The organism is Brevundimonas sp., from assembly GCF_016463295.1.
Lineage (GTDB): Bacteria > Pseudomonadota > Alphaproteobacteria > Caulobacterales > Caulobacteraceae > Brevundimonas.
Genome location: NZ_JAEMRO010000007.1, coordinates 1 through 25,800 on the forward strand (window position 1 = coordinate 1; position 25,800 = coordinate 25,800).

Annotated in this window: 30 protein-coding genes and 1 pseudogene; 10 read left to right on the top strand and 21 right to left on the bottom strand. The window is 66.2% G+C overall.

Features of this window, described 5'->3' with window-relative positions; genetic code table 11:
* Both JHC81_RS03430 and gcvPB read left to right on the top strand, forming a co-directional pair.
* Nucleotides 1-510 (top strand): annotated as a pseudogene (locus JHC81_RS03430) (glycine dehydrogenase); the annotation flags it as partial.
* A 12-nt stretch (nucleotides 511-522) separates the two neighbouring features.
* Nucleotides 523-2,085 carry an aminomethyl-transferring glycine dehydrogenase subunit GcvPB gene (gene gcvPB / locus JHC81_RS03435; protein ID WP_292170865.1) on the top strand — a complete coding sequence of 521 codons (1,563 nt, stop codon included), beginning with the start codon at nucleotides 523-525 and terminating at the stop codon, nucleotides 2,083-2,085.
* 9 nt (nucleotides 2,086-2,094) lie between these two features.
* Here the strand turns inward: gcvPB and JHC81_RS03440 are convergent, their stop codons facing one another.
* A complete protein-coding gene (locus JHC81_RS03440; protein WP_292170678.1) occupies nucleotides 2,095-2,796 on the bottom strand; it encodes an FkbM family methyltransferase in 702 nt (233 codons plus the stop codon).
* Between the two features lie 56 nt (nucleotides 2,797-2,852).
* Nucleotides 2,853-3,455 carry a TetR family transcriptional regulator gene (locus JHC81_RS03445; RefSeq protein WP_292170682.1) on the bottom strand — a complete coding sequence of 201 codons (603 nt, stop codon included), beginning with the start codon at nucleotides 3,453-3,455 and terminating at the stop codon, nucleotides 2,853-2,855.
* A 77-nt stretch (nucleotides 3,456-3,532) separates the two neighbouring features.
* Here JHC81_RS03445 and JHC81_RS03450 point away from each other — a divergent pair, with 77 nt between their 5' ends.
* Both JHC81_RS03450 and JHC81_RS03455 read left to right on the top strand, forming a co-directional pair.
* Complete coding sequence (locus JHC81_RS03450; protein ID WP_292170683.1) at nucleotides 3,533-4,468, top strand: SDR family oxidoreductase; 936 nt, start codon at nucleotides 3,533-3,535, stop codon at nucleotides 4,466-4,468.
* Between the two features lie 107 nt (nucleotides 4,469-4,575).
* The gene (locus JHC81_RS03455; protein WP_292170686.1) at nucleotides 4,576-5,043 is read left to right on the top strand and encodes a DUF6789 family protein; all 468 of its coding nucleotides are present in this window, start codon (nucleotides 4,576-4,578) and stop codon (nucleotides 5,041-5,043) included.
* Between the two features lie 59 nt (nucleotides 5,044-5,102).
* Here JHC81_RS03455 and JHC81_RS03460 read toward each other — a convergent pair whose 3' ends face one another.
* From JHC81_RS03460 to JHC81_RS03480, 5 genes are all read right to left on the bottom strand, one after another.
* Nucleotides 5,103-5,618, bottom strand: coding sequence for a F0F1 ATP synthase subunit B (locus JHC81_RS03460; RefSeq protein WP_292170689.1), 516 nt, complete (start codon nucleotides 5,616-5,618; stop codon nucleotides 5,103-5,105).
* 1 nt (nucleotide 5,619) lies between these two features.
* The gene (locus tag JHC81_RS03465) at nucleotides 5,620-6,183 is read right to left on the bottom strand and encodes a hypothetical protein (RefSeq protein WP_292170692.1); all 564 of its coding nucleotides are present in this window, start codon (nucleotides 6,181-6,183) and stop codon (nucleotides 5,620-5,622) included.
* A gap of 84 nt (nucleotides 6,184-6,267) precedes the next feature.
* The gene (locus tag JHC81_RS03470; protein WP_292170694.1) at nucleotides 6,268-6,492 is read right to left on the bottom strand and encodes a F0F1 ATP synthase subunit C; all 225 of its coding nucleotides are present in this window, start codon (nucleotides 6,490-6,492) and stop codon (nucleotides 6,268-6,270) included.
* A gap of 59 nt (nucleotides 6,493-6,551) precedes the next feature.
* Nucleotides 6,552-7,343, bottom strand: a complete 792-nt coding sequence (locus tag JHC81_RS03475; RefSeq protein WP_292170696.1) for a F0F1 ATP synthase subunit A — start codon at nucleotides 7,341-7,343, stop codon at nucleotides 6,552-6,554.
* Nucleotides 7,344-7,346: 3 nt separating this feature from the next.
* On the bottom strand, nucleotides 7,347-7,709 hold the full coding sequence (locus tag JHC81_RS03480) for an AtpZ/AtpI family protein (RefSeq protein ID WP_292170698.1): 363 nt from the start codon (nucleotides 7,707-7,709) through the stop codon (nucleotides 7,347-7,349).
* A gap of 310 nt (nucleotides 7,710-8,019) precedes the next feature.
* Between JHC81_RS03480 and JHC81_RS03485 the strand changes: the two genes are divergently transcribed.
* Both JHC81_RS03485 and JHC81_RS03490 read left to right on the top strand, forming a co-directional pair.
* Entirely contained in the window at nucleotides 8,020-8,625 is a 606-nt protein-coding gene (locus JHC81_RS03485) for a hypothetical protein (RefSeq protein ID WP_292170700.1), read from the top strand.
* A gap of 16 nt (nucleotides 8,626-8,641) precedes the next feature.
* Nucleotides 8,642-9,157, top strand: a complete 516-nt coding sequence (locus JHC81_RS03490) for a hypothetical protein (RefSeq protein WP_292170703.1) — start codon at nucleotides 8,642-8,644, stop codon at nucleotides 9,155-9,157.
* Between the two features lies 1 nt (nucleotide 9,158).
* Here JHC81_RS03490 and dxs read toward each other — a convergent pair whose 3' ends face one another.
* The 6 genes from dxs to JHC81_RS03520 form a co-directional block, all read right to left on the bottom strand.
* Nucleotides 9,159-11,072, bottom strand: coding sequence for a 1-deoxy-D-xylulose-5-phosphate synthase (gene dxs / locus JHC81_RS03495; RefSeq protein WP_292170706.1), 1,914 nt, complete (start codon nucleotides 11,070-11,072; stop codon nucleotides 9,159-9,161).
* A gap of 59 nt (nucleotides 11,073-11,131) precedes the next feature.
* Complete coding sequence (locus JHC81_RS03500; protein ID WP_292170710.1) at nucleotides 11,132-12,052, bottom strand: polyprenyl synthetase family protein; 921 nt, start codon at nucleotides 12,050-12,052, stop codon at nucleotides 11,132-11,134.
* Entirely contained in the window at nucleotides 12,052-12,402 is a 351-nt protein-coding gene (locus JHC81_RS03505) for a tRNA-binding protein (protein ID WP_292170712.1), read from the bottom strand. Before JHC81_RS03505 ends, JHC81_RS03500 begins: the two co-directional genes overlap by 1 nt.
* Nucleotides 12,402-12,650: an exodeoxyribonuclease VII small subunit gene (locus JHC81_RS03510; RefSeq protein WP_292170714.1), complete on the bottom strand. Its 249-nt coding sequence runs from the start codon at nucleotides 12,648-12,650 to the stop codon at nucleotides 12,402-12,404. The genes JHC81_RS03505 and JHC81_RS03510 overlap by 1 nt, the downstream gene beginning before the upstream one ends.
* A 63-nt stretch (nucleotides 12,651-12,713) precedes the next feature.
* Nucleotides 12,714-13,346, bottom strand: a complete 633-nt coding sequence (locus JHC81_RS03515; RefSeq protein ID WP_292170717.1) for a histidine phosphatase family protein — start codon at nucleotides 13,344-13,346, stop codon at nucleotides 12,714-12,716.
* Between the two features lie 36 nt (nucleotides 13,347-13,382).
* A complete protein-coding gene (locus JHC81_RS03520) occupies nucleotides 13,383-14,303 on the bottom strand; it encodes a histone deacetylase family protein (protein WP_292170719.1) in 921 nt (306 codons plus the stop codon).
* 64 nt (nucleotides 14,304-14,367) lie between these two features.
* On the opposite strand from JHC81_RS03520, the gene JHC81_RS03525 reads away from it, so the two are divergent.
* The 4 genes from JHC81_RS03525 (at nucleotide 14,368) to JHC81_RS03540 (ending at nucleotide 17,461) form a co-directional block, all read left to right on the top strand.
* On the top strand, nucleotides 14,368-14,898 hold the full coding sequence (locus JHC81_RS03525) for a GNAT family N-acetyltransferase (protein WP_292170721.1): 531 nt from the start codon (nucleotides 14,368-14,370) through the stop codon (nucleotides 14,896-14,898).
* Nucleotides 14,899-14,969: 71 nt separating this feature from the next.
* A complete protein-coding gene (locus JHC81_RS03530) occupies nucleotides 14,970-15,644 on the top strand; it encodes a hypothetical protein (protein WP_292170723.1) in 675 nt (224 codons plus the stop codon).
* Between the two features lie 65 nt (nucleotides 15,645-15,709).
* A complete protein-coding gene (locus tag JHC81_RS03535; RefSeq protein ID WP_292170725.1) occupies nucleotides 15,710-16,888 on the top strand; it encodes a VWA domain-containing protein in 1,179 nt (392 codons plus the stop codon).
* A gap of 57 nt (nucleotides 16,889-16,945) precedes the next feature.
* Complete coding sequence (locus JHC81_RS03540) at nucleotides 16,946-17,461, top strand: hypothetical protein (RefSeq protein ID WP_292170727.1); 516 nt, start codon at nucleotides 16,946-16,948, stop codon at nucleotides 17,459-17,461.
* A 65-nt stretch (nucleotides 17,462-17,526) separates the two neighbouring features.
* Here the strand turns inward: JHC81_RS03540 and JHC81_RS03545 are convergent, their stop codons facing one another.
* The 8 genes from JHC81_RS03545 to JHC81_RS03580 form a co-directional block, all read right to left on the bottom strand.
* On the bottom strand, nucleotides 17,527-17,700 hold the full coding sequence (locus tag JHC81_RS03545; protein WP_292170729.1) for a CsbD family protein: 174 nt from the start codon (nucleotides 17,698-17,700) through the stop codon (nucleotides 17,527-17,529).
* 107 nt (nucleotides 17,701-17,807) lie between these two features.
* A complete protein-coding gene (locus JHC81_RS03550) occupies nucleotides 17,808-18,260 on the bottom strand; it encodes an NUDIX domain-containing protein (protein ID WP_292170732.1) in 453 nt (150 codons plus the stop codon).
* A gap of 2 nt (nucleotides 18,261-18,262) precedes the next feature.
* Nucleotides 18,263-19,306: a histidine kinase dimerization/phosphoacceptor domain -containing protein gene (locus tag JHC81_RS03555; protein WP_292170734.1), complete on the bottom strand. Its 1,044-nt coding sequence runs from the start codon at nucleotides 19,304-19,306 to the stop codon at nucleotides 18,263-18,265.
* Nucleotides 19,307-19,314: 8 nt separating this feature from the next.
* Nucleotides 19,315-19,740: a response regulator gene (locus JHC81_RS03560; RefSeq protein ID WP_292170737.1), complete on the bottom strand. Its 426-nt coding sequence runs from the start codon at nucleotides 19,738-19,740 to the stop codon at nucleotides 19,315-19,317.
* Nucleotides 19,737-21,266, bottom strand: coding sequence for a CHASE3 domain-containing protein (locus JHC81_RS03565; protein WP_292170740.1), 1,530 nt, complete (start codon nucleotides 21,264-21,266; stop codon nucleotides 19,737-19,739). The genes JHC81_RS03560 and JHC81_RS03565 overlap by 4 nt, the downstream gene beginning before the upstream one ends.
* Nucleotides 21,267-21,345: 79 nt before the next feature.
* Nucleotides 21,346-23,439: a flagellar biosynthesis protein FlhA gene (flhA, locus tag JHC81_RS03570; protein WP_292170866.1), complete on the bottom strand. Its 2,094-nt coding sequence runs from the start codon at nucleotides 23,437-23,439 to the stop codon at nucleotides 21,346-21,348.
* A 23-nt stretch (nucleotides 23,440-23,462) separates the two neighbouring features.
* Entirely contained in the window at nucleotides 23,463-24,374 is a 912-nt protein-coding gene (gene bla / locus JHC81_RS03575) for a class A beta-lactamase (RefSeq protein WP_292170743.1), read from the bottom strand.
* A 16-nt stretch (nucleotides 24,375-24,390) separates the two neighbouring features.
* The gene (locus JHC81_RS03580) at nucleotides 24,391-25,785 is read right to left on the bottom strand and encodes a sigma-54 dependent transcriptional regulator (RefSeq protein ID WP_292170746.1); all 1,395 of its coding nucleotides are present in this window, start codon (nucleotides 25,783-25,785) and stop codon (nucleotides 24,391-24,393) included.
* Nucleotides 25,786-25,800 lie beyond the last annotated feature (15 nt).

Below are 25,800 nucleotides of genomic sequence, written 5' to 3' on the forward strand. Positions count from 1 at the left end.
CTGGTGCGCCAGATGCCCGGTCGCCTGTGCGGCGAGACGGTGGATGCGGATGGCGAGCGGGGCTTCGTCCTGACCCTGTCGACCCGCGAGCAGCACATCCGCCGCGACAAGGCGACGTCGAACATCTGCACCAACTCGGGCCTGTGCACCCTGGCCTTCACCATCCACATGAGCCTGCTGGGCGAGACGGGCCTGCGCAAACTGGCCCTGCTGAACCACGAGAAGGCACTGGCGACCCGCGATGCCCTGGCCGCCATTCCGGGCGTCGAAGTCCTGACCCCGCGCTTCTTCAACGAGTTCGCGGTGCGCCTGCCGAAGCCCGCCGCCGAGGTGGTCGATCAGCTGGCGTCGCATCACCTGCTGGCCGGTGTGCCCTACAGCCGCCTGGCCCCGGATGCCGGTATGGACGACGTCCTGCTGGTCGCCGCGACCGAGACGACGCGCGATGTCGATATCCAGATACTGGCCAAGGCGCTGACGAAATTCCTCGCCGCCGGATCGGAGGGCTGAACCATGAGCACCATGAACACCATCGGCCGCCCGACCACTCCGAATGCGGTCACCTCGAAACCCGCCACCCTGACCGGCGGGCGCGGCCTGCTGCAGAACGAGCATCTGATCTTCGAGAGCGATGGCTGGGGCAAGACGGGTGTCGATCTGCCGGAGCCGAAGACGGATGGATCGGACCTGGGCGACCTGGTCCGCAAGGATCCGATCGGCCTGCCGGGCCTGTCTGAGCCTGAGACCATGCGCCACTATGTGCGGCTGTCGCAGAAGAACCACGCCATCGACTTGGCCATCTATCCGCTGGGCTCGTGCACGATGAAGCACAATCCGCGCCTGAACGAGAAGATGGCGCGCCTGCCCGGCTTCTCCGACATTCACCCGCTGCAGCCGATCTCGACGGTGCAGGGCGCGCTGGAGCTGATGGATACGCTGTCGCACTGGCTGACGACCCTGACCGGCATGCCGGCCGTGGCCCTGTCGCCCAAGGCGGGCGCGCACGGCGAACTGTGCGGTCTGATGGCCATCCGTGCCGCCCACGAGGCGTCCGGCGAGCACGAGAAGCGCCGCAAGGTGCTGGTGCCGACGTCGGCGCACGGCACCAACCCGGCCACGGCCGCCTTCGTGGGCTATACGGTCGTGGAAGTGGCCCAGACCGACGACGGCCGCGTCGATGTGGCCGATCTGGCCGCCAAGCTGGGTGACGACGTGGCCGCCATCATGGTGACCAACCCCAACACCTGCGGCCTGTTCGAGCGAGATATTCTGGAGATCAGCCGCCTGACGCACGAGGCCGGGGCCTACTTCTACTGCGACGGGGCCAACTTCAACGCCATCGTCGGGCGGGTGCGTCCGGGCGACCTGGGCGTCGATGCGATGCACATCAATCTGCACAAGACCTTCTCCACCCCGCACGGCGGTGGCGGGCCGGGCGCGGGTCCGGTGGTGCTGTCGGAGGCTCTGGCCCCGTTCGCGCCCGCGCCGTGGGTCGTGCATGACGCCAATGGCTATCGTCTGATCGAGCGCGAGGAAGATGAGGCGGCTCAGGCCTTTGGCCGCCTGTGCGCCTTCCAGGGTCAGATGGGCATGTACACGCGCGCGCTCAGCTACATGATGAGCCACGGCGCTGACGGCCTGCGTCAGGTGGCCGAGGACGCGGTCCTGAACGCCAACTACATCAAGGCCCGCCTGTCGGACGTGATGAGCGCCGCCTTCCCCGACGGCCCCTGCATGCACGAGGCCCTGTTCGACGACGAATGGCTGAAGGGCACGGACATCACCACGCTCGACTTCGCCAAGGCGATGATCGACGAGGGCTTCCACCCCATGACCATGTATTTCCCCCTGGTCGTCCACGGGGCCATGCTGATCGAGCCGACCGAGACGGAATCGAAGCAGGAGCTGGATCGCTTCATCGAGGCGATGCGGGCCTTGGCCGGGGCCGCCAAGGCCGGCGATGTCGACCGCTTCAAGGGTGCACCGTTCCATGCGCCGATGAAGCGGCTGGACGAAACCCGCGCCGCCCGCGCGCCCGTCCTGCGCTGGACCGCGCCGCAAGTCTCGAACATCGCGGCGGAATGAGCGCTCAGTTCATTCGGGCTTGAAGAAGAAGTTGTTGCAGTAATCCGGCGAGCGCCAGAACCGCTCGCCGGAGGCGTTCTGGTGGATGGTCAGATCGAACTCGGCCACGGGCTTCAGCGCCTTGCCGTGGATGAACCATCCGCGATAGCCGCGCGCCTCCAGATGTCGGAAGCAGTCGAACACCGACCCCTGCGGCAGGTGCCTCTGCTCGCATTCGAACAGCAGAACGGGACGGTCCTGGGTCAGGATGCGTTCCGCGCCGCAAAACACGCCCAGCTCCGCACCTTCGACATCGACCTTCAGCAGGGCCACGCGCTGCGAGGGCTGGAAATAGGCGTCCAGTGAGACGACGGGGACCTGGATGGTCTCGGCCCCCGCGATGGGCACCAGACTGGCCTCCGGCGAATTGACCGACGGCGTATACAGCTGCAGCACGCCGGATCGGTCGGACACGCCCTTCTGTTCGACCGTCACATTGCGCATCGGCAGCGTCCGTACGAGCGACTGCAGATAGTCGGCCAGGCCGGGCTGGGGTTCGAAGGCCACGGCCCTGTCGGCCCAGCGCGCCATCCAGTACAGATAACTGCCCTTGTTGGCCCCGACGTCGCAGACCAGATCGCCCGGCTGGATATGGCGTCGGATCAGGCCCAGTTCGGCCGACTGGTCGAGCAGACGCGCCCGATGGGCCCGCCAGAGGAAACGTGCTTTCATCGTGGCAATATACGGGGGTTCGGAGCGGTGACCAGAGACTGTATCGCGGGATCGCCCTAGCGACGGGCCGCAGTTCTGAGCGCCGCGAACGCTTCCTGACCCCAGACTTCCGGACCCCTGCCATCATCTGCGGCCAGCCACCGCTCGATCGCGTTGCGCAGGATGCCGATGGCCGTCGTTGCGACGACCTGGACCTCTGCGTCCTGCAACGACCTCCCCGAGCGTTGCGCCAGGGCCTGGCTTAGAACGCGCTCCAGACCTTCGTATTTGGCATGGTCGCCACTACGCAGCGCGGGCGTCTCGTGGATCAGGCGGGCCAGGGCTCTCGGCTCCGGCCCCTGAAAGTTGGCGGCCATGTCGGTCAGGGCGTTCTCGGCCATCGTCAGCAGCGGCTCATCTGCCGGGCGAAGCGCGACGGCGTCGGCGATCAATTGGCCGAGGCCAGCCTTGGTGGAGAAGACGATCTCCTCCTTGGACGCGAAATAGTGGAACAGGCTGCGGCGCGAGACACACGCTCGGGCGGCAATCTGGTCCAGGGTTGTTGCCTCAAAGCCCTGCTCGAAGAACAGGGCCATGGCAGCCTTCTGAATACGCGCATGGGTCTCGGCCCGCTTGCGATCGCGAAGGCCACCGCCAAGCGGCAAAATCTTTTCTTGCATGCCTTGCATATTTGCATTGGGTGCAGATATTGCAACCCGACGGCTCCTCGTCACATCAGGCGTGCAGGATAGACCCCATGACGAACTGGACGATAGCGAACATTCCCGATCAGACCGGAAAGCTGGCCATCGTCACGGGCTCAAACAGCGGCACGGGCTTTGAGACAGCACTGGTTCTGGCGCAGAAGGGGGCCAAGGTCGTCATCGCTGCGCGCAATGCCCGAAAGGCCGAGGACGCCATCGCCCGCATTCGCGCCGCCGTTCCGTCCGCCAAGGTCCGCTTCGAAGCCCTGGACCTGTCACGTCAGGCTTCCGTCGCCGAGTTCGCCCAGCGATTCCTCGACGACGGCAAACCGATCAATATCCTGGTCAACAACGCCGGCGTCATGATGCTGCCGACACGTGAGGTGACCGAAGACGGCTTCGAGATGCAACTGGCCACCAACTATCTGGGCCATTTCGCCCTGACCGCGCGGCTTCTGCCGCTTCTCCACGCCGGCAAGGCGCGGGTGGTCCAGCTATCCAGTATCGCGCACCGACGCGGCCAGATACGGCTGGACGATCTGAACTGGACCCATGGCTACGAGCCCTGGCCGGTCTATGGGCAGTCGAAGCTGGCGATGCTGATGTTCGGTCTGGAACTGGATCGACGCAGCGCGGCCAACGGCTGGGGCCTGACCAGTGTCGTGGCGCATCCCGGCTATGCCCGCACGGGCCTGATCGAGAACGGTCCGCTGGTGCGCTCGCCGATCGCGCGCGCGGGCCTGCGCTACATATTCAGGCCCCTGATCGAGCCGCTGATCAGCCATTCGGCCGCGGACGGGGCCCTGCCGATCCTGATGGCCGCAACCGATCCCACTATTCAAGGCGGAGCCTATCTTGGCGCGACACAGTTGAACGAGCTCAAGGGACCGCCAGGCCCAGCCAAGGCCGAGCCGCAGGCGCTGGACGCCGACGTCGCCGCGCGCCTCTGGACGGCCTCTGAACAGATGACCGGCGTCCGCTTCGCCTGATCTCGCACTCGCGAAGCACGGGAATGTGAATTCCGGCGCGCGCAACAGGCGTATGCTCCCTCTTGCGTTATCAAGCACCAGAACGAGCGTTGGGAGGCGCCAAGGTCATGATGTCACGCGTAAAAAAGGGAATCGTCGCCGGCTTTGTGGCGACACTGGTTATCTCCATACTGGAGGCGGTCAATATCTTCGCCCTCAACTCCATGTTCCAGCCATTCCCCGGAATGGTCGCAAGCCTGCTGGGCATGGACGGTAATCTGGCGGCCGGCTGGGCCATCCACCTGTTCTCGGGGACCTTTATCCTGGGGTCTCTGTTCGGGGTGCTGTGTCCGCGCCTGCCGACCGATACGGCCGAAACCAAGGGCATCGTCTTCGCCGTGGGGGCCTGGGTCGTGATGATGCTGGGCGTCTTCTTCATCGGAGACTCCCAGGTCCTGGGGTCCAATATGGCGACCCTGGGGTGGATGCTGGTGACGCACATCGTCTTCGGCATCGTGCTGGGCACGGTCTATTCCCGGCTGGTGGAGCGCGAGAAGCGCGCCCATGCCGTGGTGGGAGCCCACCCGGCCCACTGATACGAAAAGGCCCGCCGGGTGCACCGGCGGGCCTTGATCGTTCGAAGCCGCAGACCGGCCTAGTTCAGGCGCGTGCCGATCTGGGCGATGGCGGCGTCCAGCAGGGGGTCGCTCTTCTGGCCAGCGGCGCGGGCCGTCAGCATCTGTTCGGCGGCCTTGATGGCCAGGTCGGCGGCGGCCTGTTTGACCTCGGCCGTGGCCTGGGCCTCGGCCTGGGCGATGCGGCGTTCGGCCAGGGCCTGACGGCGCGCTAGGGTCTCTTCCAGCTTGACCTTGGCCTCGGCTTCCATGGTGCGGGCGTCGGCTTCGGCGGCGCGCATCATCTCGGCGGCCTGGGCCTCGGCCTCGGCCTTTTCGGCACGAATTTGGGCCAGCAGGGCCTCGGCCTCGGCCCGAAGACGCGCGGCCTCGTCCAGCTCGGTCTGGATCTTGGACGCCTTGGCGTCCAGTTGTTGCGCGACCAGCTTGTGTACGCCGGCCCATAGAAGGATGGCGAAGAACAGCAGCAGGCCGATGCCGACCCACAGCTCGGCGCTGTCCCAGGCCCAGACGCCCTCTTCCAGGAACATGTTCATGTCAGGCGGCTCCCTTGACGGCGGCGGCGGCCTCGGCGGCCGTCGGGGCCTTGCCGGTCAGGCGATCGACGATGGAGACCACGGTGTCCGAGGCGATGGTGCCGACGTGGACCATGGCGGCGTCGCGGGTCTTGCCGATGGCGGTCTCGGCCTCGGCGATGCGGGCGTTGACGATCTCTTCTTCGGCGGCGGCACGAGCGTTGGCCTCTTCCGTCACGCGGGCGCGGGCGGCGACGGCGGTCGCGCGGGCGCTGGCACGGGCCTGCTCGACCTCGGCCTTGGCCACGGCGGCCTGTTCGGCGGCCTCGGCCTGGACCTGACGGGCGGTCGCGATGGCGGTGGAAATGGTGGTGGCCCGCTCGTCCATGACCTTGCGCAGACGCGGCGCGAAGACCTTGGAAATCAGCAGATACAGGACGACGAACAGGAACAGCAGATAGATGATCTGCCCACCCCAGACCGAGGTGTCGAACTGAGGCAGGCCGCCTGCCTCACCACCACCGTGGGCGGCTTCGGTCGTGGCAGTGCCGTGCGCGGCGCTTTCGCTTTGAGGGTCAGTAGCCATGAGTGTCTGTCAGCTGTTCAAAAGGCAAAGGCGACGCAACGGCCCGAAGCCCTTGCGTCGCCCGAAATCACCGAGGCGTATGCCTCAGCCCAGCCAGGCCAGGATGCCCAGCACGAAGGCCAGGATGCCCAGGGCTTCGACCAGGGCGGCACCCACGAACAGGTTGCCGACTTGCGAAGCGGCGGCCGAAGGGTTGCGCAGGGCGCCGGCGAGGAAGTTGCCGAAGATGTTGCCCACGCCGATGCCGGCGCCGAGCATGCCCAGGGTGGCCAGGCCGATACCGAAGTATTTGAAGGATTCAGCTTCCATGACGGGTTTCCTATTCAGTCAGGGTTGGAAAGAGAAAGGGTGAAGGCTGGACCGGAGGCTTAATGCCCGTGGCCCAGGTTGACCACATCGTTCAGATAGATGCTGGCCAGAACGGCGAAGACGAAGGCCTGCAGGAAGGCCACCAGAAACTCGAGCGCGGTCAGTCCGACGACCATGCCCATCGACAGGGCGGCGACCGGCAGACCCAGCAGGCCCAGGCCACCAGCGGCCGCAAGGCCACCCATGGACACCACGAAACCGGCGAAGATCTTCAGCGCGATGTGCCCGCCCAGCATGTTGCCGAATAGACGAAGCGCCAGGGTAACAGGACGCAGCAGGAAGGACAGGAACTCGATCAGGCCCACGACCGGCCGGATCGCCAGCGGCGCGCTGGTCGGCCAGAACAGGAGGAAGAAGCCCAGGCCGTGCTTCACGAACCCGATGCCGATCACCAGCAGGATGGTGATCAGGGCCAGGGTCAGCGTAACCGCCAGCTGCGACGTCGCCGTGAAGGTCAGGAACATCCCCAGCAGATTCATGCCCAGCACCAGGGTGAACAGGGTGAAGACGAAGGGGAAATATTTGCGGCCCTCGTGGCCGATGATCGAATCGGTCACGCCGTCGATCATGCCGAACAGGGTCTCGCCCGCCGACTGGAGGCGACCCGGAACCACCTTGGCATTCGAGGTCACCAGAAACAGGAACAGGACGACCAGGCCGAACGCAGCCGTCATGGCCAGATGCGAATTGGTGATCGCGATCTGCTGGGTGCCCAGCACAGGCAGCGTCACCTCGCCGAAACTCATGCCCGGCAGGGGGTGCACTTCGAACTGTTTGATCGGATCGGCCAAGGCCTATCGCTCCTCGTCTTCGTCATCGAACGGGATGGATTTCGGAACCACCCCGGCCGCATCAGCTTCGGCCTGCAGACGTTTCGTCGTCCGCCACGCCATCCATATCGATACGGCGAACCCGAACAGGGTCCCGCCGATCAGTCCCCAGGGCGACGACCCGACCAGCAGGTCGATGACGAAGCCCAGCCCCAGACCCACCAGCACGCCACCGATCAGCTCGGCGACGATCCGGTACGCCTTGCCCGCCACCGCCTGAGCGACCGCATCGGCGGTCTTGTCTGACGTGGTCCGCGCCTCCAGTTCGGATGCGCTTCGGTTGAGGCGTGCGACTGCCTCTTCGCGCGATTCCGGTTGGGTTGACATGGGCCTGCTGGATCAGGGTCCCTGAGGTGGCAAAACCACTCTGGAACGGGGTCTGAATTCGGCGCGGAACCTATAGGCGGGACCGCCATCGGTCAAGACGGCGCAAGATTTGATATCTCGTTGAAAATGCGGTCGTTTGTTGCGCGCGCACCGGGACGTGGCGAACGGTCGCTGCGTTTGTGCGGCTGCATCGGGTCAGGACCTGCCGGATCGGCCTGTCGCAAAGCTGACGCCTTCTGACGATGCGCGATGAGGTGGATGACCCCCACACCTGAGCCCGTTATCAAGAAGGCTCTTCCGAGGAGCCGCCATGACCATGCGATCGTCCCTGACCCTGGCCGCCTGTGTCGCGGGGCTTCTGGGCGCCTGCGGGCCTGCGGCCAGCAATGATGCGCCCGATACGCCGGCCCCGACAGCCCCTGTCGCCGAAGCCGTCGAGGCCGCACCGGTCGAGACGGCTGCGGACGCCCTGCCCCCGCAGACGGCGTCTCGCCCCCTGCCCAATGAGGGCTATGACTGGGACACCCGGCTGAACGCCGAGGGGCGGGAGCGGTCCATGGTCCTGGCCTATGAAGTCCCCGATACCGACGATCAGCCCCTGAACCTGTCGTGCGAGGAAACCGGTCGCCGCATCTTCGCGGGCACCCAGACGTCCGGCACAGATGTGCGGACCGTCACCCTGGAGTCCGATGGGATCAGCAGAACCTATCCGGTCAAGGAGGCGGTGGCCGATGAATTGGGCGGTGGTCAGTATGTGACCGTCGAACTGGCTGGAAACGATCCGACCCTGGAAGCCTTCCGGGACAGCGGCTGGCTTCGCATGACCGTGGAGGGCCGCACCACCGATATGGTCGCCCATCCCAACTCCGGTGCGCGCACAAAGATCATCAGCTTCATGGCCTTCTGCAACGGCTGAGACGGAGCACCATCCCATGACATTTTCCACGACACTTCTGACCTATGGCTTGGGTCTGATCCTGATGACGGCGGCGGCACCCGATCTGAGGGGGTCCATCGCGCACGGTGCCCTCGGTCAGGACACGCCCCGTCCGGACTTCAGCGACCAGTGGTTCACCTTCGGCGACGGAGACGGTCGCATGCTGGTGAACATGAATGCGCAGGGCCAGAGCCTGATGTTCATCTGCGAGGGCGGGTCGGGTCAGTTGACGCTGACCCACGACGCCCTGACGCCGGACCAGACATCCGTCACCGTGTCTTCGGGCCAGCACAGCGCGGTCTACGACCTGGCGAGCGAAGGCCCCAGTGCGGATCAGGGCGAGCGGCGCTTCATGCTGGCCGCCATGAGCCTGGAAGACCCGGTGATCCAGTCCTTCCGCGAGATCGCGAGGATCGCCGTGACGGCTGGGGGGCAGACCTATGAAGCGGTCGTGTCACCCCGGATGTGGGCAACGACCGAGGGCTTCTTCGCCGCCTGCGCGGCCCGATAACTCAGGCCCTGACCGCGCCACGGTCGGTGCCGACGCCCATCGCCTGCAGGGCCGCAGCAGCGATGTGATCCGCGTTCAGGCCTGCCGTCGCATACATGGCGGCGGGGTTGTCCTGATCCTGGAAGATGTCGGGCAGGTGCAGGGTGCGGATCTTCAGCCCCGTATCCAGTGCGCCCTTCTCGGCCAGCAGTTGCAGGACGAAGGCGCCGAAGCCCCCCATGGCCCCCTCCTCCACCGTGATCAGGCATTCGTGCTCGCGAGCGAGGCGAAGGATCAGGTCGGCGTCCAGCGGCTTGGCGAAGCGGGCGTCGGCGACCGTGGCCGAGACGCCGCGCGCGGCCAGCAGATCGGCGGCCTTAAGCGATTCCTGCAACCGGGTGCCCAGAGACAGGATGGCCACAGATGTGCCTTCGCGCACGATCCGGCCCTTGCCGATCTCAAGCGGGGCGGACAGTTCCGGAATCTCCACGCCTACCCCGTCACCGCGCGGATAGCGGAAGGCCGATGGACGGTCGTCAATCTCCAGCGACGTGGCGATCATGGCGGCCAGATCAGCTTCATCCGCTGCGGCCATCAGGACCATGCCGGGCAGAGCGCCCATATAGCCGATGTCGAACGAGCCGGCGTGGGTCGCGCCGTCGGCCCCGACCAGACCGGCGCGGTCCATGGCAAAGCGTACGGGCAGCTTCTGGATGGCCACGTCGTGCACGACCTGGTCATAGCCACGCTGCAGGAAGGTCGAATAGATGGCGCAGACCGGCTTCATCCTGTCGGCGGCCAGACCGGCGGCGAAGGTCACGGCATGCTGTTCCGCGATACCGACGTCATAGGTGCGCTCGGGGAAGGCCTGACCGAACAGGTCCAGACCGGTCCCGGACGGCATGGCGGCGGTGATGGCGACGATGGACGGGTCGATCCGGGCCCGCTTGATAAGCTCGGTACCGAACACCTTGGTGTAGCTGGGCGCGTTGGAGACGCTCTTGGACTGTTTGCCGGAGACGACGTCGAACTTGACCACGGCATGCAGCTTGTCCGCGCTGCTTTCGGCCGGGGCATAGCCCTTGCCCTTTTGCGTCACGACGTGGACGACCACGGGCCGGTCGGTGATGGCGGCGGCGTTCTTCAGGATCGGGACCAGATTGTCCATGTCGTGGCCGTCGACCGGGCCGATGTAGTAGAAGCCCAGCTCCTCAAAGAAGGTGCCGCCGGTGATCATGCCGCGGGCATATTCCTCGGCCTTGCGCGCCGCATTGCGGAAGGGGCGCGGCATGTGTTCGGCGACCTTTTTGCCCAGGCGGCGGAAGTTCTGATAGGCCCCGCCCGACACCTGTTTGGCCAGATAGGCGCTCATGCCCCCGACCGGCGGCGCGATGGACATGTCGTTGTCGTTGAGGATGACCATCAGCTGGCCGTTGGTCGTCTCGGCGGCGTTGTTCATCGCCTCATAGGCCATGCCGGCGGACATGGAGCCGTCGCCGATGACGGCTACGACGCGATTGTTTTCGCCCTTCTGATCGCGGGCGGCGGCAAAGCCGAGCGCCGCGCTGATCGACGTCGAGGCATGGGCCGCGCCGAACGGGTCGTATTCGCTCTCGCTGCGCTTGGTGAAGCCCGACAGCCCGCCGGGCTGGCGCAGGGTGCGGATGCGGTCCCGGCGCCCGGTCAGGATCTTGTGCGGATAGCATTGGTGCCCGACGTCCCAGATCAGGATGTCCCTGGGCGTCTCGAACACATGGTGCAGGGCGACGGTCAGTTCGACGACGCCCAGACCCGCGCCCAGATGCCCTCCGGTGACGGAGACGGCGTCGATGGTTTCGGCCCGGACCTCGTCCGCCAGCTGACGCAGCTGTGGAATGTCGAACCCGCGCGTGTCGGCGGGATAGGTGACCTGGTCGAGCAGCGGGGTAACGGGCATTCAAAAACCTTGGGCGACGGCACGGACTTCTAACCCGCGGACGAACGGGACGTTTCCTATCAGGACCTGCGCTTTAGCACGAAGTCCACACTCGCCTTGAGGATTTCGGCATCGGAGCCGAAGACATTCAGGTGAGACCGGGCCTGATCGGCCAGATGCGCGACCCTCTGTCGCGCCGCCTCGACGCCCAGCAGGGTGACGAAATTGGTCTTGCCCTGGGCCGCATCCTTGTTGGCCGCCTTGCCCAGAATGTCCTCATCGCCCTCGACGTCCAGCAGGTCGTCGACGATCTGATAGGCCAGGCCGATGTCGTGCGCGAAGCTGGTCAGCGCCTGGACATGGCTGTCGCGAGCGCGGGCGATGATCAGGGGAATCTCGAAGGCGTAGGTGAACAGGGCCCCGGTCTTCAGCCGCTGCATCCGCGCCACGCCGCCCAGGTCGTCGCGCACGCCCAGCAGGTCGATCATCTGCCCCCCGGCCATGCCGCGCGCGCCCGAGGCGAGCGACAGACGCGCGGCCAGATCGCAGCGGATGTCGGCGTCCTCGTGGGTGTCGGGGTGCAGGAGAATGTCGAAGGCGGCGGTCTGCAGCGCATCGCCCGCCAGGATGGCGGTCGCCTCGTCATAGGCCCTGTGCAGCGTGGGTCGCCCGCGCCGCATGTCGTCATTGTCCATGGCCGGCAGGTCGTCATGGACCAGGCTGTAGGCATGGACGCATTCCAGGGCGCAGGCGGCGCGCAGGACGGGCTGTTCCTCGATGTCGAACAGCGTCGCCGCCTCGATCGCGAAGAAGGGCCGCAACCGCTTGCCCGGCCCCAGAGCCGCATAGCGCATGGCTTCGGTCAGGCGGGATTCAGGGCCGTCGGCGCGCGGCAGCAGCTGATCCAGGGCGACGGTGACCAGATCGGCGATCTGGGCGACGCGGTCGATCACGCCCTGCTCGGGCGAGTTGGCGGCATGGAGGGCGGCGGGCGTGGACATCAGAACAATCGCCCTCCGATCACGGCGTCACGATCGACCCCGACCAGCACGACCTCTCCGTCGGCGTCGGGAAAGCCCAGGGTCAGCACCTCGGACATGACCGGCCCGATCTGACGCGGCGGGAAGTTGACGACGGCGGCGACCTTGCGGCCGACCAGTTCGTCAAGCGTGTAGTGGGCCGTGATCTGGGCCGAGGACCGCTTGACCCCGATGTCTGAGCCGAAGTCGATGTTGAGCTTGTAGGCAGGCTTGCGCGCCTCCGGGAACGCTTCCGCGGCGACGACCTGGCCGATGCGTATGTCGACCTTCATGAAGTCGTCGAAAGTGATCTGGGGCGCGACCGAGGCCATCAGCCGAAATCTGCCGGTTCGACGCCCTTCGCCTGGCCGTCGGGGCCGACGACGATCTTCTCGACCCGCAGCTGGGCGGCTTTCAGACGGGTCTCGCAATGGGCCTTCAACCGCGCGCCCTCTTCATACAGGGCGATGGACTCCTCCAGCGGAGCCTGTCCGGATTCGAGCTTGGACACGATCTGCTCCAGACGCTGAAGCGCGTCTTCGAAGCTGAGGTCGGCGGAAAGAGGGGTCACGTCGGTCATCGCCGGCGACCCTAGAGGCGGTGTGGTTTCGCTTCAACGGGGATTTCCACCGTGTGGCGACAATCAGTTTTTCTCGTAGCGCCGCTGGCTCCAATATCGAAAGCCCTGGTTGTGAACCAGCGACCAGCCGTCGGCCTTCAGCCGCTTGCCGACCATATGGTTGAAATAGCCGTGCGCGAGGACCAGCACATCCTCGCCGGTTTCGGCCCGTGCGATCAGGGTCCGGGCGGCGGTCTCGGCGCGGGCCTCGGCCTCGAGGCGCGTTTCCTGGCCCTCGTGGTGGTTGAAGGCGTGCCACCAGAAGCGTGCGACGCCGCCCCAGTATTTGGGCGGCAGCTTGAACCAGCTGGGGAAATGCGGCGGCGGCAGAGGGGCCTCGATGAACAGCACATCGGACACGACCTCGCGCCCGGCCGAGACGGCCGTGGCGGTTTCCTGGGCCCGGCGGCGGGTCGAGGCATAGATGATGCCCGCGCCCTGGGCCGTCGCCAGCAGTTCGGGCGGCGGGGTCTGGCCCGCCTTCAGACCGCCCACTTCGTACTTGGCCCACCAGTCGCGATACTGGTCCGAGGTCAGCAGGCACTGGCGCGACAGCGCAGGCTCGCCGTGCCGGGCCAGGGTGATGGCACCGGGTCGCACCGGAGCGACAGCGGACGCCCTCTCGGTCGGAAGAGAATCAACGGCGGGGTTCGACATGAGCAACAGGCGGATAAAGCGAACGCGATCCGACCCTTAGTCCTCCCCCAGCGCCTGGACGTGGGCCCGGGCCGAACGGCCGAGCCCCTCTAGGTCGTAACCGCCCTCGAGCGAGGCCGCAACCTTTCCGCCGCATCGGGACCGCGCGACCTCGATCACGGCCCGCGTGGCCCAGGCGAAATCTTCCGCCTCCAGCGACTGATGCGCCAAGGGATCGCGGCGGTGGGCGTCGAACCCGGCCGAGATCAGGATCAGGTCGGGCCGGAAGGCATCCAGCGCCGGCATCAGCCCACCGGAGAAGCCGGCCCGCCAGGCCTCGCGTGCCGAATGGGGCGGAACCGGCACATTGACGATATTGCCGACGCCAGTTTCCGACGCCGCGCCGGTGCCGGGATACAGCGGCATCTGGTGGATGGAGCCCAGGAACAGGCTGTCGTCATTCTCGAACGCGGCCTGGGTGCCGTTGCCGTGGTGGACGTCGAAATCGATGACGGCGACCCGGGCCAGCCCCTCGCTCTGGGCCACACGCGCGGCGACGGCGACGTTGGAGAACAGGCAGAAGCCCATGGCGCGATCCGGCTCCGCATGGTGGCCGGGCGGACGCACGGCGGCGAAGGCACGGTTCGTCTCGCCCCGCGCGATGGCGCGCACCGCATCGACGATAGCCCCGGCCGACAGGCGCGCCGCGCGGATGCTGCCCGGCGACAGGATCGTGTCGGCATCCAGCTGCGCCAGACCCGTCGCGGGCGAGGCCCCGATCAGACGGGCGACATAGTCGGCGGGGTGAAGCCGCTCCAGATCCTCGACCGACGCTTCCGTCGCCGCCCGCGTGTCGCGATCCAGTCCGGCATCGGCCAGGGCCTCCAGCACGGCCGCCAGGCGTTCGGGCCGCTCGGGGTGACCGACGCCCGGCCGGTGCTCGATCATATCGGGATGGGTGAACAGGGGCACGCTCATGGACGGCAGGATAGGGCCCAGCCGCGCCCTTGTCGCCTGTCCGCGCAAGCCTTATCGCCGGACCATGACCGATGCCATCATCCGCCCCGCCCGCCTCGACGACGCCGCCGCCCTGGGCGCGCTGGGCCGCCAGACCTTCGTCGACACCTTCGTCACCGGCTTCGGCATCCCCTACCCGGTCGAGGACCTCGAGGCCTTTCTGGACGCCAGCTTCAGCCCGGAGGCGACCGCCAAGAAGATGCAGGAGCCCGGCAGTGGCTGGTGGGTGGCAGAAGGCGCGGACGGTCGGCTGCTGGCCTTCGCCAACACCGGCCCCAACACCCTGCCCCATCCGGACGGCCGCGCCAGCCACGCCGAGCTGCGACGCCTGTATGTGGCGAAGGCCGCGCAGGGGATGGGTCTGGGCACTCGCCTGCTGGAGATCGCCCTGGCCTGGATGCAGGCCCACACCGACGGCCCCCTCTGGATCGGTGTCTGGAGCGGTAACGAAAAGGCGCAAAAGCTGTATGCCGCCTATGGGTTCGAGAAGGCCGGGGAGTATGACTATCCCGTCGGTCGCTGGGTGGATCATGAGTTCATCCTGCGCCGGGGATAGACGGTGTCAGGAATAGTGGGTTGATGTGGTGCCGCCGAGATGGCTTGATCTGAAGTTGTCAGGAGAGCCTCATGCTAACAGGTCTGATTTTCGCCGCTGCGCTCACTACAGTTTCTACTCAGGAACCGTCATCGGATCAGACAAAGGCACCGCCAACAGCGACGCAGATCGAATCCGCCCGGGCAGAAGCGCAAGCCATCATTGATCGAAGCGAGGCGGCAGAGTTTTTCGAGAACGTAACGACCACTGACACGCCCCAGGCGCGTCACAAGCCCAGTGGGATGGTGTGCTCGTTCATGATGGGCGATCCTCGCAACGCAGTAAATCTTTATCCGACAAGAGAAGATGGGCCGCGACGCGGAGATGACGCGAGTTGTGGAGCTTGGTGGGGCTCGACCTATGTGACGAACTTCGCCACACGTTATCCTCAACGATACACCCAAGAGCAGCTGTTCGGCAGCGCAGTTCGGGACGTTCGAGAAAACTGGCAAAACGTAGTGCCGGTAGAGGGCAGCGTACGCACAGCGAACATAGAAGGACAGGAGCCGCCTCTGGTCGGTGTCTTTAAGGCCGAGCGCAATGGACAACCCCGAACTACCGTCGTGGTCCTTCGCAATATTGGCGATTGGTCTTTCAAGGTTCGTGCGACGGGCGAAGCGAATGATCCGGACGTCTCTGTGACAGCGACCTTTGCTTTCGGTGCCGCAATCCCCGGAGGCTGGGAGATCATCAGCTCAGGTCGCTAGCCGTTGCCGCAAGCAAGCGTTGTGCCGCGATTGGGCTGGCGAGAAAGCTCTGATAAGCATTCCAGATGCTCCTGCCGTTCTTCACTGCCCTGCGCGACGCCAAGGTTCCGGTTTCGACCAAGGAATGGCTGCATCTGATGGAGGCCATGGACAGGGACGTGGCAGGCGGTCAGGTCGAGGACTTCTACCATCTGTCCCGCGCGGTTCTGGTGAAGGACGAGAAACACTACGACCGGTTCGATCAGGTCTTCGGCAAGGTGTTCAAGGGGGTCGAGACCGTCGGCGCGGGCGATGAGCCGAGCGTCGATGTGCCCGAGGACTGGCTGCGTCTGCTGAACGAGAAGTTTCTGACCGACGAGGAGAAGGCCCAGATCGAGGCGCTGGGCGGGTTCGACAAGCTGATGGAGACGCTGAAACAGCGTCTGGAAGAGCAGCAGAAGCGGCACGAGGGCGGCAACAAATGGGTCGGGACGGGCGGCACCAGCCCGTTCGGCCACGGCGGCTACAACCCCGAGGGCGTGCGCATCGGCGGACCGGCGAAGCAGGGCCGCGCGGTCAAGGTCTGGGAAAAGCGGGAGTATCGCAATCTGGACGACAGCGTCGAACTGGGCACCCGCAACATCAAGATCGCCCTGCGCCGTCTGCGCCGGTTCGCGCGGCAGGGCGCGGCGGACGAGCTGGACATCGACGGCACCATCGACGGCACGGCGCGCCAGGGCTGGCTGGACATCCAGATGCGGCCCGAGCGACGCAACACGATCAAGGTCGTGCTGTTCCTGGACATCGGCGGATCGATGGATGCCCATGTGAAGCTGTGCGAGGAGCTGTTTTCGGCGGCCAGGACCGAGTTCAAGCATCTGGAGTTCTTCTACTTCCACAACTGCCTGTACGAGGGCGTCTGGAAGGACAACCGGCGTCGGCACAACGAGAAGATCCCGACCTGGGAGGTGCTGAACAAATACGGCGGCGACTGGCGCGCCATCTTCGTCGGCGATGCGACCATGTCTCCCTATGAGATCACCATGCCCGGCGGCTCGGTCGAGCACTGGAATGAGGAGGCCGGGGCTGTCTGGCTGAAACGCGCGCGCCAGCAGTGGGACAAGTCGGCCTGGCTCAACCCCTCGCCCGAGAAATACTGGAGCTATTCCGCCTCGGTCGGCCTGATCCGCGAGGTGATGGACGATCGCATGTATCCCCTGACGATCGACGGACTGGACAAGGCCATGCGCGCCCTGACACGGTAGGCCCTGACGCGCGGCCTCGGCGTGATGTGAGCGGCTGCGTCCTCGGAGAGCCCGACCATGATCGCCGTCGTCTTCGCCATCATCCTGCAACAGGCCGCGCCCAATGCCTCGGCACCGGGTCAGGTCCAGTGGACCACGCCGATCGCACCGCCTGTGCAGGCTCCGGCTGCGCCGCGTCCTGTCCTGCCCGAGGGGGCGCGGGCAGATCCTTACGGCTACGAGCGGGCCGAGTGCAGCCCCTATGTCCGCCCGTCGAGCGAGACGCTGGAGGCCTGTCAGTTTCGCATCCGCAGCGCGCTGGCCGCCGATCTGGGCGCAGGTCTGCCAGACGGGCTGAAACCCGCTGCCGACCGCGAACAGTGTCGGCCCGACCCGCAGACCGGGGGTTTCGCCCTGAACTGCAACAATGCCCGGTCCGTACCGGCGGGACCCGACCTGACGGAGCGGCGGTGCGAGACCCGGCCTACCCGCCTGCCCCAGGGCGGGGTCGCCTATACCGAAAACTGCACCTCGACGCGGCCGGGCGAGGAGGAGAGCCAGGGTCTGCGGATCAGGCTGGGCGGCGACGATTGATCCACACGCAAAAACGCCGCCCGAGGGGAGCGGGCGGCGTCTTCGACATCACGAGGTAGAGGGTCTTAGGATTTCAGGTCCGACTTCACGTCGCCGACCTTTTTCTGGACCTGGCCTTCCATCTTGTCGGCCTTGCCTTCGGCTTCCAGGCGCTCATTGCCGGTCATCTTGCCGAGGCCTTCCTTGATGCTGCCGCCGACTTCCTTGGCGGCACCCTTGAATTGATCTTGATCGGCCATGACTAACTCCTTGATTCAAAAGGACGCCGTTGCGGCATCGCGATGATCAGTGAACCCTTCGGCTGCCATCAGGTTCCGCCAAAACTGCGAAACCACGAGGGTCTGACCTAGGCGGTTTGTCGCAGCCAGACCGCCACGGCCCAGGCGTGGGCCTGGTGCCGCAGGGCGACCAGGGCCTGATGCGGGTCAAGCCAGACCAGTTCGTGATCCGCCTCGACCTTGGACGCAGGGTCGAGCGAAACCTGTTCCGCGATCCAGAAGCCGCCGACGTTGTTGATCGGCGCACCATCGGATTTCAGGAAGAACTGGCCCGCCTCCGCGATCCGCGTCACTGGACGGATCGTCATGCCCGTCTCCTCGACGAACTCGCGCACCAAAGCCTGTTCCTCGGTCTCATCGCCATCCACAGCGCCGCCGGGCAGGTCGAAATAGCTGCCTTCCCCTCGATCCACGCGAACGCAGGCCAGCTTGCCGTCATGGACGACCAGACCGAACGCCGTGGGCCGCCACAGGTAATCCACGCCCGGTGGGGCCTGACCGAATTGCAGGGCGACGCCCATGGTCAGAGATCGAAGGCCAGACGGGCCCGCACGCCCTTATGGGCACCGTCGAACTCGATGGCCGAGCGCAGGCCGGACGCCATGGCCGAGACGATCTTGCCACCCAGACCCGTGCCCTTGGGCTTGCCGTCGCCCAGGCCGGGCCCGTCGTCCTCTACGGTCAGCAGGGCGCGCCCCTCTCCGTCGGGCTTGAGGATGATGCGGATTTCGCCGCCCTGGCCGGGGCCATAGGCGTATTTCACCGCATTGGTGACCAGTTCGGTGACCACCACGCCCAGCGACACGGCCTGGTCGGTGGTGACCCGCATGGGGGCCACATCGAGCACAAGGTTCGGCGAGCCGTCGTCCGGACCCAGCGACTTGGACAGTTCGTCGATCAGACCTTCCAGATATTCGTCCATGGCCACCGACGACAGGTCGCCCGAGGTGTAGAGCCGCCGGTGCACGTGGGCGACCGCCTCGATGCGCGCCTGGGCCTCCTTGAGCGCCGCACGTGCGCCCTCGTCGACCATGTGGCGTAGCTGGAGCGACATGAAGCTGGACACCAGCTGCAGCGAGTTGCCGACGCGGTGATTGACCTCGTGCAGCATCGCCTCGGCCCGGTCGCGCGCCATGCGGACCTGCTCGTGCGCCTCGTCGTTCTCGCGCTGCAGACGGCGGCGGCGAACGGCGTCCTCGACCGCATTGCGCAACAGGGCGGTGAAGTCCTCAGACACGTCCTTGATGACATAGTCGGCGGCCCCGGCCCGCAGCGCGGCCACGGCGATGCGCCCGTCCTGGGCCCCGGTGACGTAGACGACCGGCGGGGGGGCTTCCAGCGCCAGGATGTCCGGCAGCACGTCCAGCCCGTCGCGGCCCGGCATATAGTGGTCCAGGGCGCAGACGTCGAAGACCTCGCCCGCACGCAACCGCTCCAGCCCGGCATCGCCGTCGGGCGCGCAGGTCACGATATAGTCGTGGCGACCGAACTCCTTCTCGACGAGGCGCGACAGGCCGCGGTCGTCGTCGATGTAGAGCAGGCGGATGGGCTGACCGTTGTTGGGCAAGGCGGCAGCTACTCGATGTCCGGCGACTGCATCACCGACAGGAACAGGCCCAGCTGTCGGATGGCGTCGGCGAAGCTCTCATAGTCCACCGGCTTGGTGATGTAGACGTTGCAGCCCAGGTCGTAGCAGCGCTGGATCTCGACCTTGTCGTCCGTGGTGGTCAGGACGACGACAGGCGCGCGGCGCAGGCGCTCGTCGCCCTTGACCCGCGCCAGGATGTCGGTGCCCGACATGTCCGGCAGGTTCAGGTCCAGCAGGATCAGCATGGGGCCGTTCGCCCGCACCTCGTCGCTGAACAGATAGTCGAGGGCCGCGCCGCCCGCGTCGAAGTGGACGATCTCGTTGGAGATGTTGGCGCGGCGGATGTTCTTTTCGATCAGCCGGGCGTGGCCGTGATCGTCCTCGACCATGACGATCTTGACTGCGCTGCTCATGACAGGTCTCCGGTTTCCGAAAGGACGAGGCGTTTGGGGAATTTCAGCACGAAAGTCGAGCCTTTGCCCAATTCCGACTCCAGATCGATGGTGCCGCCCAGGCGGCGCACGCTGTTGCGGACGAAGGCCAGGCCCAGGCCCTCGCCCGGCCGGTCCTGTTTGCCGGAGCGTCGGAACAGCTCGAAAATGCGCTCATGGTCGCGGTCCGAGACACCGCGCCCGTTGTCGGCGACGCGATAGATCACCTCGTCGCCGGCCGCTTCGCCGGACACGACGATCCGGCCGGGCCGCGACGGTTCCAGGTATTTGACGGCATTGTCGACCAGATTGCCGAAGATCTGTTCGATCGACAGGCGGTCGCTCTGAATCGATGGCAGGTCTTCGACCAAGATCTCGGCATCGGCGGCATCGGTCTGATGGCGGACGCTGTCGGCGATGGCCTGGACCATCTCGGTCATCGGCAGGGCCTCGGACACGGGCGTTCGACGCCCCTCGCGCGACAGCTTCAGAATGGCGTTGATCAACCGGTCCATCTTGGCGGTGGAGGCGCGGATGAAGCCGATGGCTTCCGGCACATCCTCGCGCACGGCGATCAGGGCATCGTTTTCGACGATCTCAGGAACCTTGGTTTCCACCGCCGTCATCTGGCGATCGATGATCCTGCCCGCCTGCTCCAGCTCGGACGTATAGCCCATGACATTCACCAGCGGGGCCCGCAGGTCGTGGCTGACGATATAGGCGAAGCGCTGGATCTCGTCGTTGGCGCGGGACAAGGCTGCGGTGCGGTCGCGGACCTGGTTCTCAAGGCCGGCATTCAGGCGGTCCATGGCCATCTGCGCGTCGCGCATGTCCATCAGATAGCGGCGCACGATCCAGCCCACGATACCGGCCAGGATCAGAATCAGCAGACCGGCGAAGACATTGACGCCAAGAGTGAAATTGGCCGCTGCCTCTGTCTCGCGGGTAAGGCGTTCAATCCGTCCGGCCTGGAGGGTATCGATAGCGGCGATCTCGATCCGCATCTGGTCCATCAGGACCTTACCCTCGCCGCCGCGCACGACAGACACAGCCTCTCCGATCCGCCCGGTCCGCGCCAGGCTGATGCTGCGCTCCATGACACCTAGGCGCTGATCGGACAGGTCGCGGATGCGCTCGACGCGGGGAGCCAGTTCCGGATCGGCTACGGTCAGCCCGGACAAGGTGCTGAACAGGTCCGGCAGGGCGGCGATCGCCTCGTCGTGAATGGCCAGATAGCTGGGCTGGGCCGTCAGCATGAAGCCGCGCTGGCCGGTTTCCGCATCGACCAGCCGGTTCAGCACTTGCTGTGACACCAGCCGCGCCTGCTGGGCATGCTCCACCGTTTCGTTGAACTCCGCCGTGCGACGGGTCATGACGAACACCGTCAGATTGACCAGCAGCAGCAGAATCAGGGCGAACGACAACAGGGCCACGACCGTGCGGCCCACCGATGGCGTGCGCAGGAATTGGCTCAGGGCCGAAATATTGGGTCGGAACGCAGGAGCCATCGGCGCAGCTTTAGCGGGGTGCGGCGTCCTGTCCAGTCGGGTTTCCGACACAGGCTTGGCTGTTATGACGATTTACCGCTCAGACGCTGCCGATGGTGCGCAGGCGCGCGCGCGGATGAACCTCGTTCTGGCTCATCACCACGGTCTGGCCGCGGAAGCGTTCGATGATGGAGCGGACATAGGGCCGGATCTGCGGGCCGGTCAGCAAGACGGCGCTTTCGCCCGACATGGCGGCACGTTCGAACACGTCGCGGACGGCGCGGATGAAGTCCTGAAGCCGCGACGGGGCCATGGCCAGTTGCTTGTCCTCGCCCTGCCCCACCAGCGCCTCGGCGAAGGCGGCTTCCCATTCCGGCGACAATGTCACGATCGGCAGGGCTCCATCGTCACCCTTGTGCTGCCAGCACAACTGACGGGCCAGACGCCCGCGCACATGCTCGACCAGGGTGGTCACGGACGACGTATGCGGCGCGGCCTCGGCCAGGCCTTCCAGAATGGCCCCCAGATCTCGGATCGAGACCTTCTCGCGCAGCAGCGACTGGAGCACCCGTTGCAGGGTGGTGACGGTGACGACCGAGGGGATCAGTTCGTCGACCAGCTTCTTCTCTTCCGTCCCCAGTTCCTTGAGCAGCTTCTGCACCTCCGCATAGGACAGCAGATCGGCCATGTTCTCCTTGAGGATTTCGGTCAGGTGGGTCGTCAGCACCGTCGACGGATCGACGATCGTGTAGCCTCTGAACGTCGCCTCTTCGCGCAAGGACTCGTCGATCCAGGTGGCGGGCAGGCCGAAGGCGGGCTCGCGCGTGTGATCGCCGGGCAGTTCCACCTGACGCCCCGCCGGATCCATGGCCATCAGCGAGCCCAGACGCACCTCGCCGGTGCCGGCCTCCATCTCCTTGATGCGGATCGCATAGGACTGGGTGCCCAGCCGCATATTGTCGAGGATGCGCACGGACGGCATGACGAAGCCGTACTCCTGGGCGAGGGAGCGGCGCAGCGCCTTGACCTGATCGGTCAGGCGACGCCCCTCCAGATCGTTGATCAGGGACAACAGCGAATAGCCCAGCTCGATCTTGACCTCGTCGATGGTCAGGGCGGTGCCGATGGGCTCCTCGACGTCTTCCTTGGGCTTGGCGGTGGCGGCGGCGATCTCGGCCTCGGTCGGCTGGGGCCTCAGCCGGTCGCGGCCCAGCTTCCACGCCATGAAGCCGGCACCGGCGGCCAGGGCAAAGAAGGGGATGATCGGCATGCCGGGGATGACGCCGATCAGGGCCGAGGCGGCGGCCACGACGCCCAGGCTGACGGGGTTGGTGGCCAGTTGCCGGACCAGGGCCTTGTCCGCCGTGCCCTCGACGCCCGCCTTTGAGACCAGGAAGCCCGCGGCGATGGAGATGATGATGGCCGGAACCTGGGTCACCAGGCCGTCGCCAACGGTCAGCGACACATAGGTGTTAGCCGCCTCGCCGATCGGCAGGCCATGCTGGATGGTGCCGATCAGAATGCCGCCGATGGCATTGATGAAGACGATGATCAGGCCCGCAACGGCGTCGCCGCGCACGAATTTCGACGCACCGTCCATGGCCCCGAAGAAGGTCGATTCCTGCTCCAGCTCCTTGCGACGCAGCTTGGCCGTCTCCTCGTCGATCAGACCGCTGGACAGGTCTGCGTCGATGGCCATCTGCTTGCCCGGCATGGAGTCCAGGGTGAAGCGGGCCGAGACCTCGGCGATGCGGGTCGAGCCCTTGGTGATGACGACGAAGTTCACCACCAGGATGATGGCGAAGATGATGATGCCGATGATGAAGCTGCCGCCCATCATCAGGGCCCCGAAGGCCTGGATCACCTGACCCGCCGCGCCGTGCCCCTCATGCCCGTGGGTCAGCACCAGCCGCGTGGAGGCCAGGTTCAAGCCCAGCCGGAACAGGGTCGAGACCAGCAGCACGGTCGGGAAGATGGCGAAGTCCAGCGGCCGCTTCATCATCACGGCCGTCATCAGGATCAGCACGGACGAGACCAGCGAGATCGCCAGCAGCAGGTCCAGCAGCATTTTGGGCACGGGCAGGATCAGCAGCAGGATGACGCCGATGACGCCCACCGCCATGCCGACCTCGCCCCGCGCGACCCAGCCCAGCATGTCCTTGCCGGTCGGCCGGGCCATGCCGTCCTTCATCATGCCGTTGGCGGCGGGGACGTCCGTCATGCGGTGTGGCCCAGCGCGCTCAGGGCCATCCGGGTCGCCTCGGCGATCACGGCGGCGTTCCGGGCGTCGGAGGTCTCTCGCGTGGCGTGATTATAGGCCGCGACCACGATGGGTTTGCCGTTGGGCGGATAGATCAGGCCGATGTCATTGGTCGGACCATAGCCGCCTGTGCCCGTCTTGTGCGCCACGCGCCAGCCGGAGGGAACGCCGCCTTTCAGTCGGTCCATGCCGGTCGGAGTATCGGTCATCCAGCGCAGCAGCCGGGTTTGCGACTCTGCTGTCGGGGGCGAGGCCGGGTCCATGAACAGCCGCTGCATGTTCGCCACCGACTGCGCCGGGGTGATCGTGTCCTTGTCGCCGTCGAGGCGGTTCATCTCGGGCTCGAACCGGTCGGCCCGCGTGCTGGTGTCGCCGAGGCCGCGATAGAAGGCCTGCATGGGCTCGATGCCGCCCATGGCTTTCAGCAGAATGTTGGCTGCGGGATTGTCAGAGACCTCGACCGTGCCCTTCATCAGTTGCTCGACCGTCAGGCTTTTGCCGACGGCGGGTTCGGTGATCGGCGCGTGGCTGATCATGTCGGCGGCGGTGACCGGGATGGCGCGATCCAGCCGCTCCTGCCCGGCCTGCACGCGCATCAGGGTGGCGGCGGCCAGGTACATCTTGAAGGTCGAGCAGTAGACGAACCGCTCGTCGCCGCGCCAGCCCAGGCTGCGGCCCGTGCCGGTATCCAGCGCCACAAAGCCCAGGCGTCCGCCGTTGCGACGCTCCAGGGCCGACAGGTCGAAGGCCTGCATCGCCACGCCCGGGCGCGCCGGCTGATCCTGCGGCGCGGGCGGCGTCGCTGGTGCTGGCGAACAGCCCATGACGCCCAGCGCGCCGAGGCTGGTCAGGACGCTTCTGCGGTCCATCGAAAGGGTCATGCGATCAGGCCGCCGCGTAGCCGCCGGTGGCGATGCCGGACTGGGGCGCGGGGATGCTGGTGCCCTCGTCGGCATATTCGTTCAGCTTGTTGCGCAGGGTGCGGATCGAGATGCCCAGAATGGTGGCGGCATGGGTGCGGTTGCCCAGGCAGTGCGACAGGGTGTCCAGGATCAGGGTCTTCTCCATCTGCGCGACCGTCTGGCCGACATGGGCGCGAGTGACCGTGTCAGCCACCTGGGCCGCGCGTCCCGCAAAGCCGGCATCCGGGGCCGCGCCGTGCGACCCGGCGCTCAGCGGCTGACCGTCCGGCAGGCGGATAGCATCGACGTCGATTTCTGGCCCGACGGCCAGCAGAACGGCGCGGTGCATGGCGTTTTCCAGCTCGCGCACATTGCCGTTCCAGCGGTGTGAGACCAAAGCCCGGCGGGCCTCGGCCGAGACCGGTCGCACCGGCACGCCATTGGCGGCGGCGTATTTCTTGACGAAGTGATCGGCCAGGACGGCGATATCGCCTGGACGCTCACGCAGCGCGGGCAGACGCAGATTCACGACGTTCAGGCGGTACAGCAGGTCTTCGCGGAACGTCCCCTCGGCCACGGACTTGGCCAGGTCGCGGTTGGAGGTGGCGATGATGCGGATGTTCACGGGCACCGGCTTGGTGCCGCCGACGCGGTCGATCACCCGCTCCTGGATGGCGCGCAGCAGCTTGGCCTGAAGCCGGACGTCCATCTCGGAGATTTCGTCCAGCAGAAGGGTGCCGCCGTCGGCCTCCTCAAACTTGCCGATGCGGCGAGCCATGGCCCCGGTGAAGGCCCCCTTCTCGTGCCCGAACAGCTCGGATTCCAGCAGGTTGTCGGGAATGGCGGCGCAGTTGACGCTGATGAACGGCTTGTCGGCGCGGCGCGAGTTGACGTGCATGTAGCGCGCCATGACTTCCTTGCCGACGCCGCTTTCGCCGGTGATCAGGATGGAGGCTTCCGATCTCGCAACCTGGTCGGCCAGGCCGATCACGGCCTTCATCGCCGGATCGGCCGAGATCAGGGGTCGGTCGTCGTCGGCGACCGCGGACAGGACGGCCGCGATCAGCTCCGCATCCGGCGGCAGGGGGATGAATTCCTTGGCTCCCGCGCGGATGGCGTCGGCCGCTTCCTTGGCATCGGCATCGACCCCGCAGGCCACGACCGGCACATGGATGCGCTCGTTCTCGTTGGCGGCGATCAGGGCGGCGATGTCGACACGATAGTCGACCATCAAGAGATCGGCCCCCTGGCCGCGACGTAGCTGTTCGGTCGCTTGGTCGCCACGCTCGACATGGCTGACCTTGGCCCCGTGCGCCATAGCCATCTTCACCGCCGTCGCCAGCTGTCCGCTGAGCCTACCAACCACCAGAAGCCGCATGGGTCTTCTCCTTCA

Bases quoted from the DNA above. Each gene is read 5' to 3' on its own strand.
- JHC81_RS03545 (WP_292170729.1), bottom strand. From the start codon at position 17,700: ATGGCCGATCAAGATCAATTCAAGGGTGCCGCCAAGGAAGTCGGCGGC.
- JHC81_RS03500 (WP_292170710.1), bottom strand. From the start codon at position 12,052: ATGTCCACGCCCGCCGCCCTCCATGCCGCCAACTCGCCCGAGCAGGGC.
- JHC81_RS03515 (WP_292170717.1), bottom strand. From the start codon at position 13,346: ATGTCGAACCCCGCCGTTGATTCTCTTCCGACCGAGAGGGCGTCCGCT.
- JHC81_RS03540 (WP_292170727.1), top strand. From the start codon at position 16,946: ATGATCGCCGTCGTCTTCGCCATCATCCTGCAACAGGCCGCGCCCAAT.
- JHC81_RS03565 (WP_292170740.1), bottom strand. From the start codon at position 21,266: ATGGCTCCTGCGTTCCGACCCAATATTTCGGCCCTGAGCCAATTCCTG.
- JHC81_RS03520 (WP_292170719.1), bottom strand. From the start codon at position 14,303: ATGAGCGTGCCCCTGTTCACCCATCCCGATATGATCGAGCACCGGCCG.
- JHC81_RS03535 (WP_292170725.1), top strand. From the start codon at position 15,710: ATGCTCCTGCCGTTCTTCACTGCCCTGCGCGACGCCAAGGTTCCGGTT.
- JHC81_RS03440 (WP_292170678.1), bottom strand. From the start codon at position 2,796: ATGAAAGCACGTTTCCTCTGGCGGGCCCATCGGGCGCGTCTGCTCGAC.
- JHC81_RS03530 (WP_292170723.1), top strand. From the start codon at position 14,970: ATGCTAACAGGTCTGATTTTCGCCGCTGCGCTCACTACAGTTTCTACT.
- dxs (WP_292170706.1), bottom strand. From the start codon at position 11,072: ATGCCCGTTACCCCGCTGCTCGACCAGGTCACCTATCCCGCCGACACG.
- JHC81_RS03460 (WP_292170689.1), bottom strand. From the start codon at position 5,618: ATGAACATGTTCCTGGAAGAGGGCGTCTGGGCCTGGGACAGCGCCGAG.
- JHC81_RS03465 (WP_292170692.1), bottom strand. From the start codon at position 6,183: ATGGCTACTGACCCTCAAAGCGAAAGCGCCGCGCACGGCACTGCCACG.
- JHC81_RS03480 (WP_292170698.1), bottom strand. From the start codon at position 7,709: ATGTCAACCCAACCGGAATCGCGCGAAGAGGCAGTCGCACGCCTCAAC.
- JHC81_RS03490 (WP_292170703.1), top strand. From the start codon at position 8,642: ATGACATTTTCCACGACACTTCTGACCTATGGCTTGGGTCTGATCCTG.
- flhA (WP_292170866.1), bottom strand. From the start codon at position 23,439: ATGATGAAGGACGGCATGGCCCGGCCGACCGGCAAGGACATGCTGGGC.
- bla (WP_292170743.1), bottom strand. From the start codon at position 24,374: ATGGACCGCAGAAGCGTCCTGACCAGCCTCGGCGCGCTGGGCGTCATG.
- JHC81_RS03455 (WP_292170686.1), top strand. From the start codon at position 4,576: ATGATGTCACGCGTAAAAAAGGGAATCGTCGCCGGCTTTGTGGCGACA.
- JHC81_RS03470 (WP_292170694.1), bottom strand. From the start codon at position 6,492: ATGGAAGCTGAATCCTTCAAATACTTCGGTATCGGCCTGGCCACCCTG.
- JHC81_RS03485 (WP_292170700.1), top strand. From the start codon at position 8,020: ATGACCATGCGATCGTCCCTGACCCTGGCCGCCTGTGTCGCGGGGCTT.
- JHC81_RS03525 (WP_292170721.1), top strand. From the start codon at position 14,368: ATGACCGATGCCATCATCCGCCCCGCCCGCCTCGACGACGCCGCCGCC.
- JHC81_RS03550 (WP_292170732.1), bottom strand. From the start codon at position 18,260: ATGGGCGTCGCCCTGCAATTCGGTCAGGCCCCACCGGGCGTGGATTAC.
- JHC81_RS03510 (WP_292170714.1), bottom strand. From the start codon at position 12,650: ATGACCGACGTGACCCCTCTTTCCGCCGACCTCAGCTTCGAAGACGCG.
- JHC81_RS03580 (WP_292170746.1), bottom strand. From the start codon at position 25,785: ATGCGGCTTCTGGTGGTTGGTAGGCTCAGCGGACAGCTGGCGACGGCG.
- JHC81_RS03505 (WP_292170712.1), bottom strand. From the start codon at position 12,402: ATGGCCTCGGTCGCGCCCCAGATCACTTTCGACGACTTCATGAAGGTC.
- JHC81_RS03450 (WP_292170683.1), top strand. From the start codon at position 3,533: ATGACGAACTGGACGATAGCGAACATTCCCGATCAGACCGGAAAGCTG.
- JHC81_RS03560 (WP_292170737.1), bottom strand. From the start codon at position 19,740: ATGAGCAGCGCAGTCAAGATCGTCATGGTCGAGGACGATCACGGCCAC.
- JHC81_RS03445 (WP_292170682.1), bottom strand. From the start codon at position 3,455: ATGCAAGAAAAGATTTTGCCGCTTGGCGGTGGCCTTCGCGATCGCAAG.
- gcvPB (WP_292170865.1), top strand. From the start codon at position 523: ATGAACACCATCGGCCGCCCGACCACTCCGAATGCGGTCACCTCGAAA.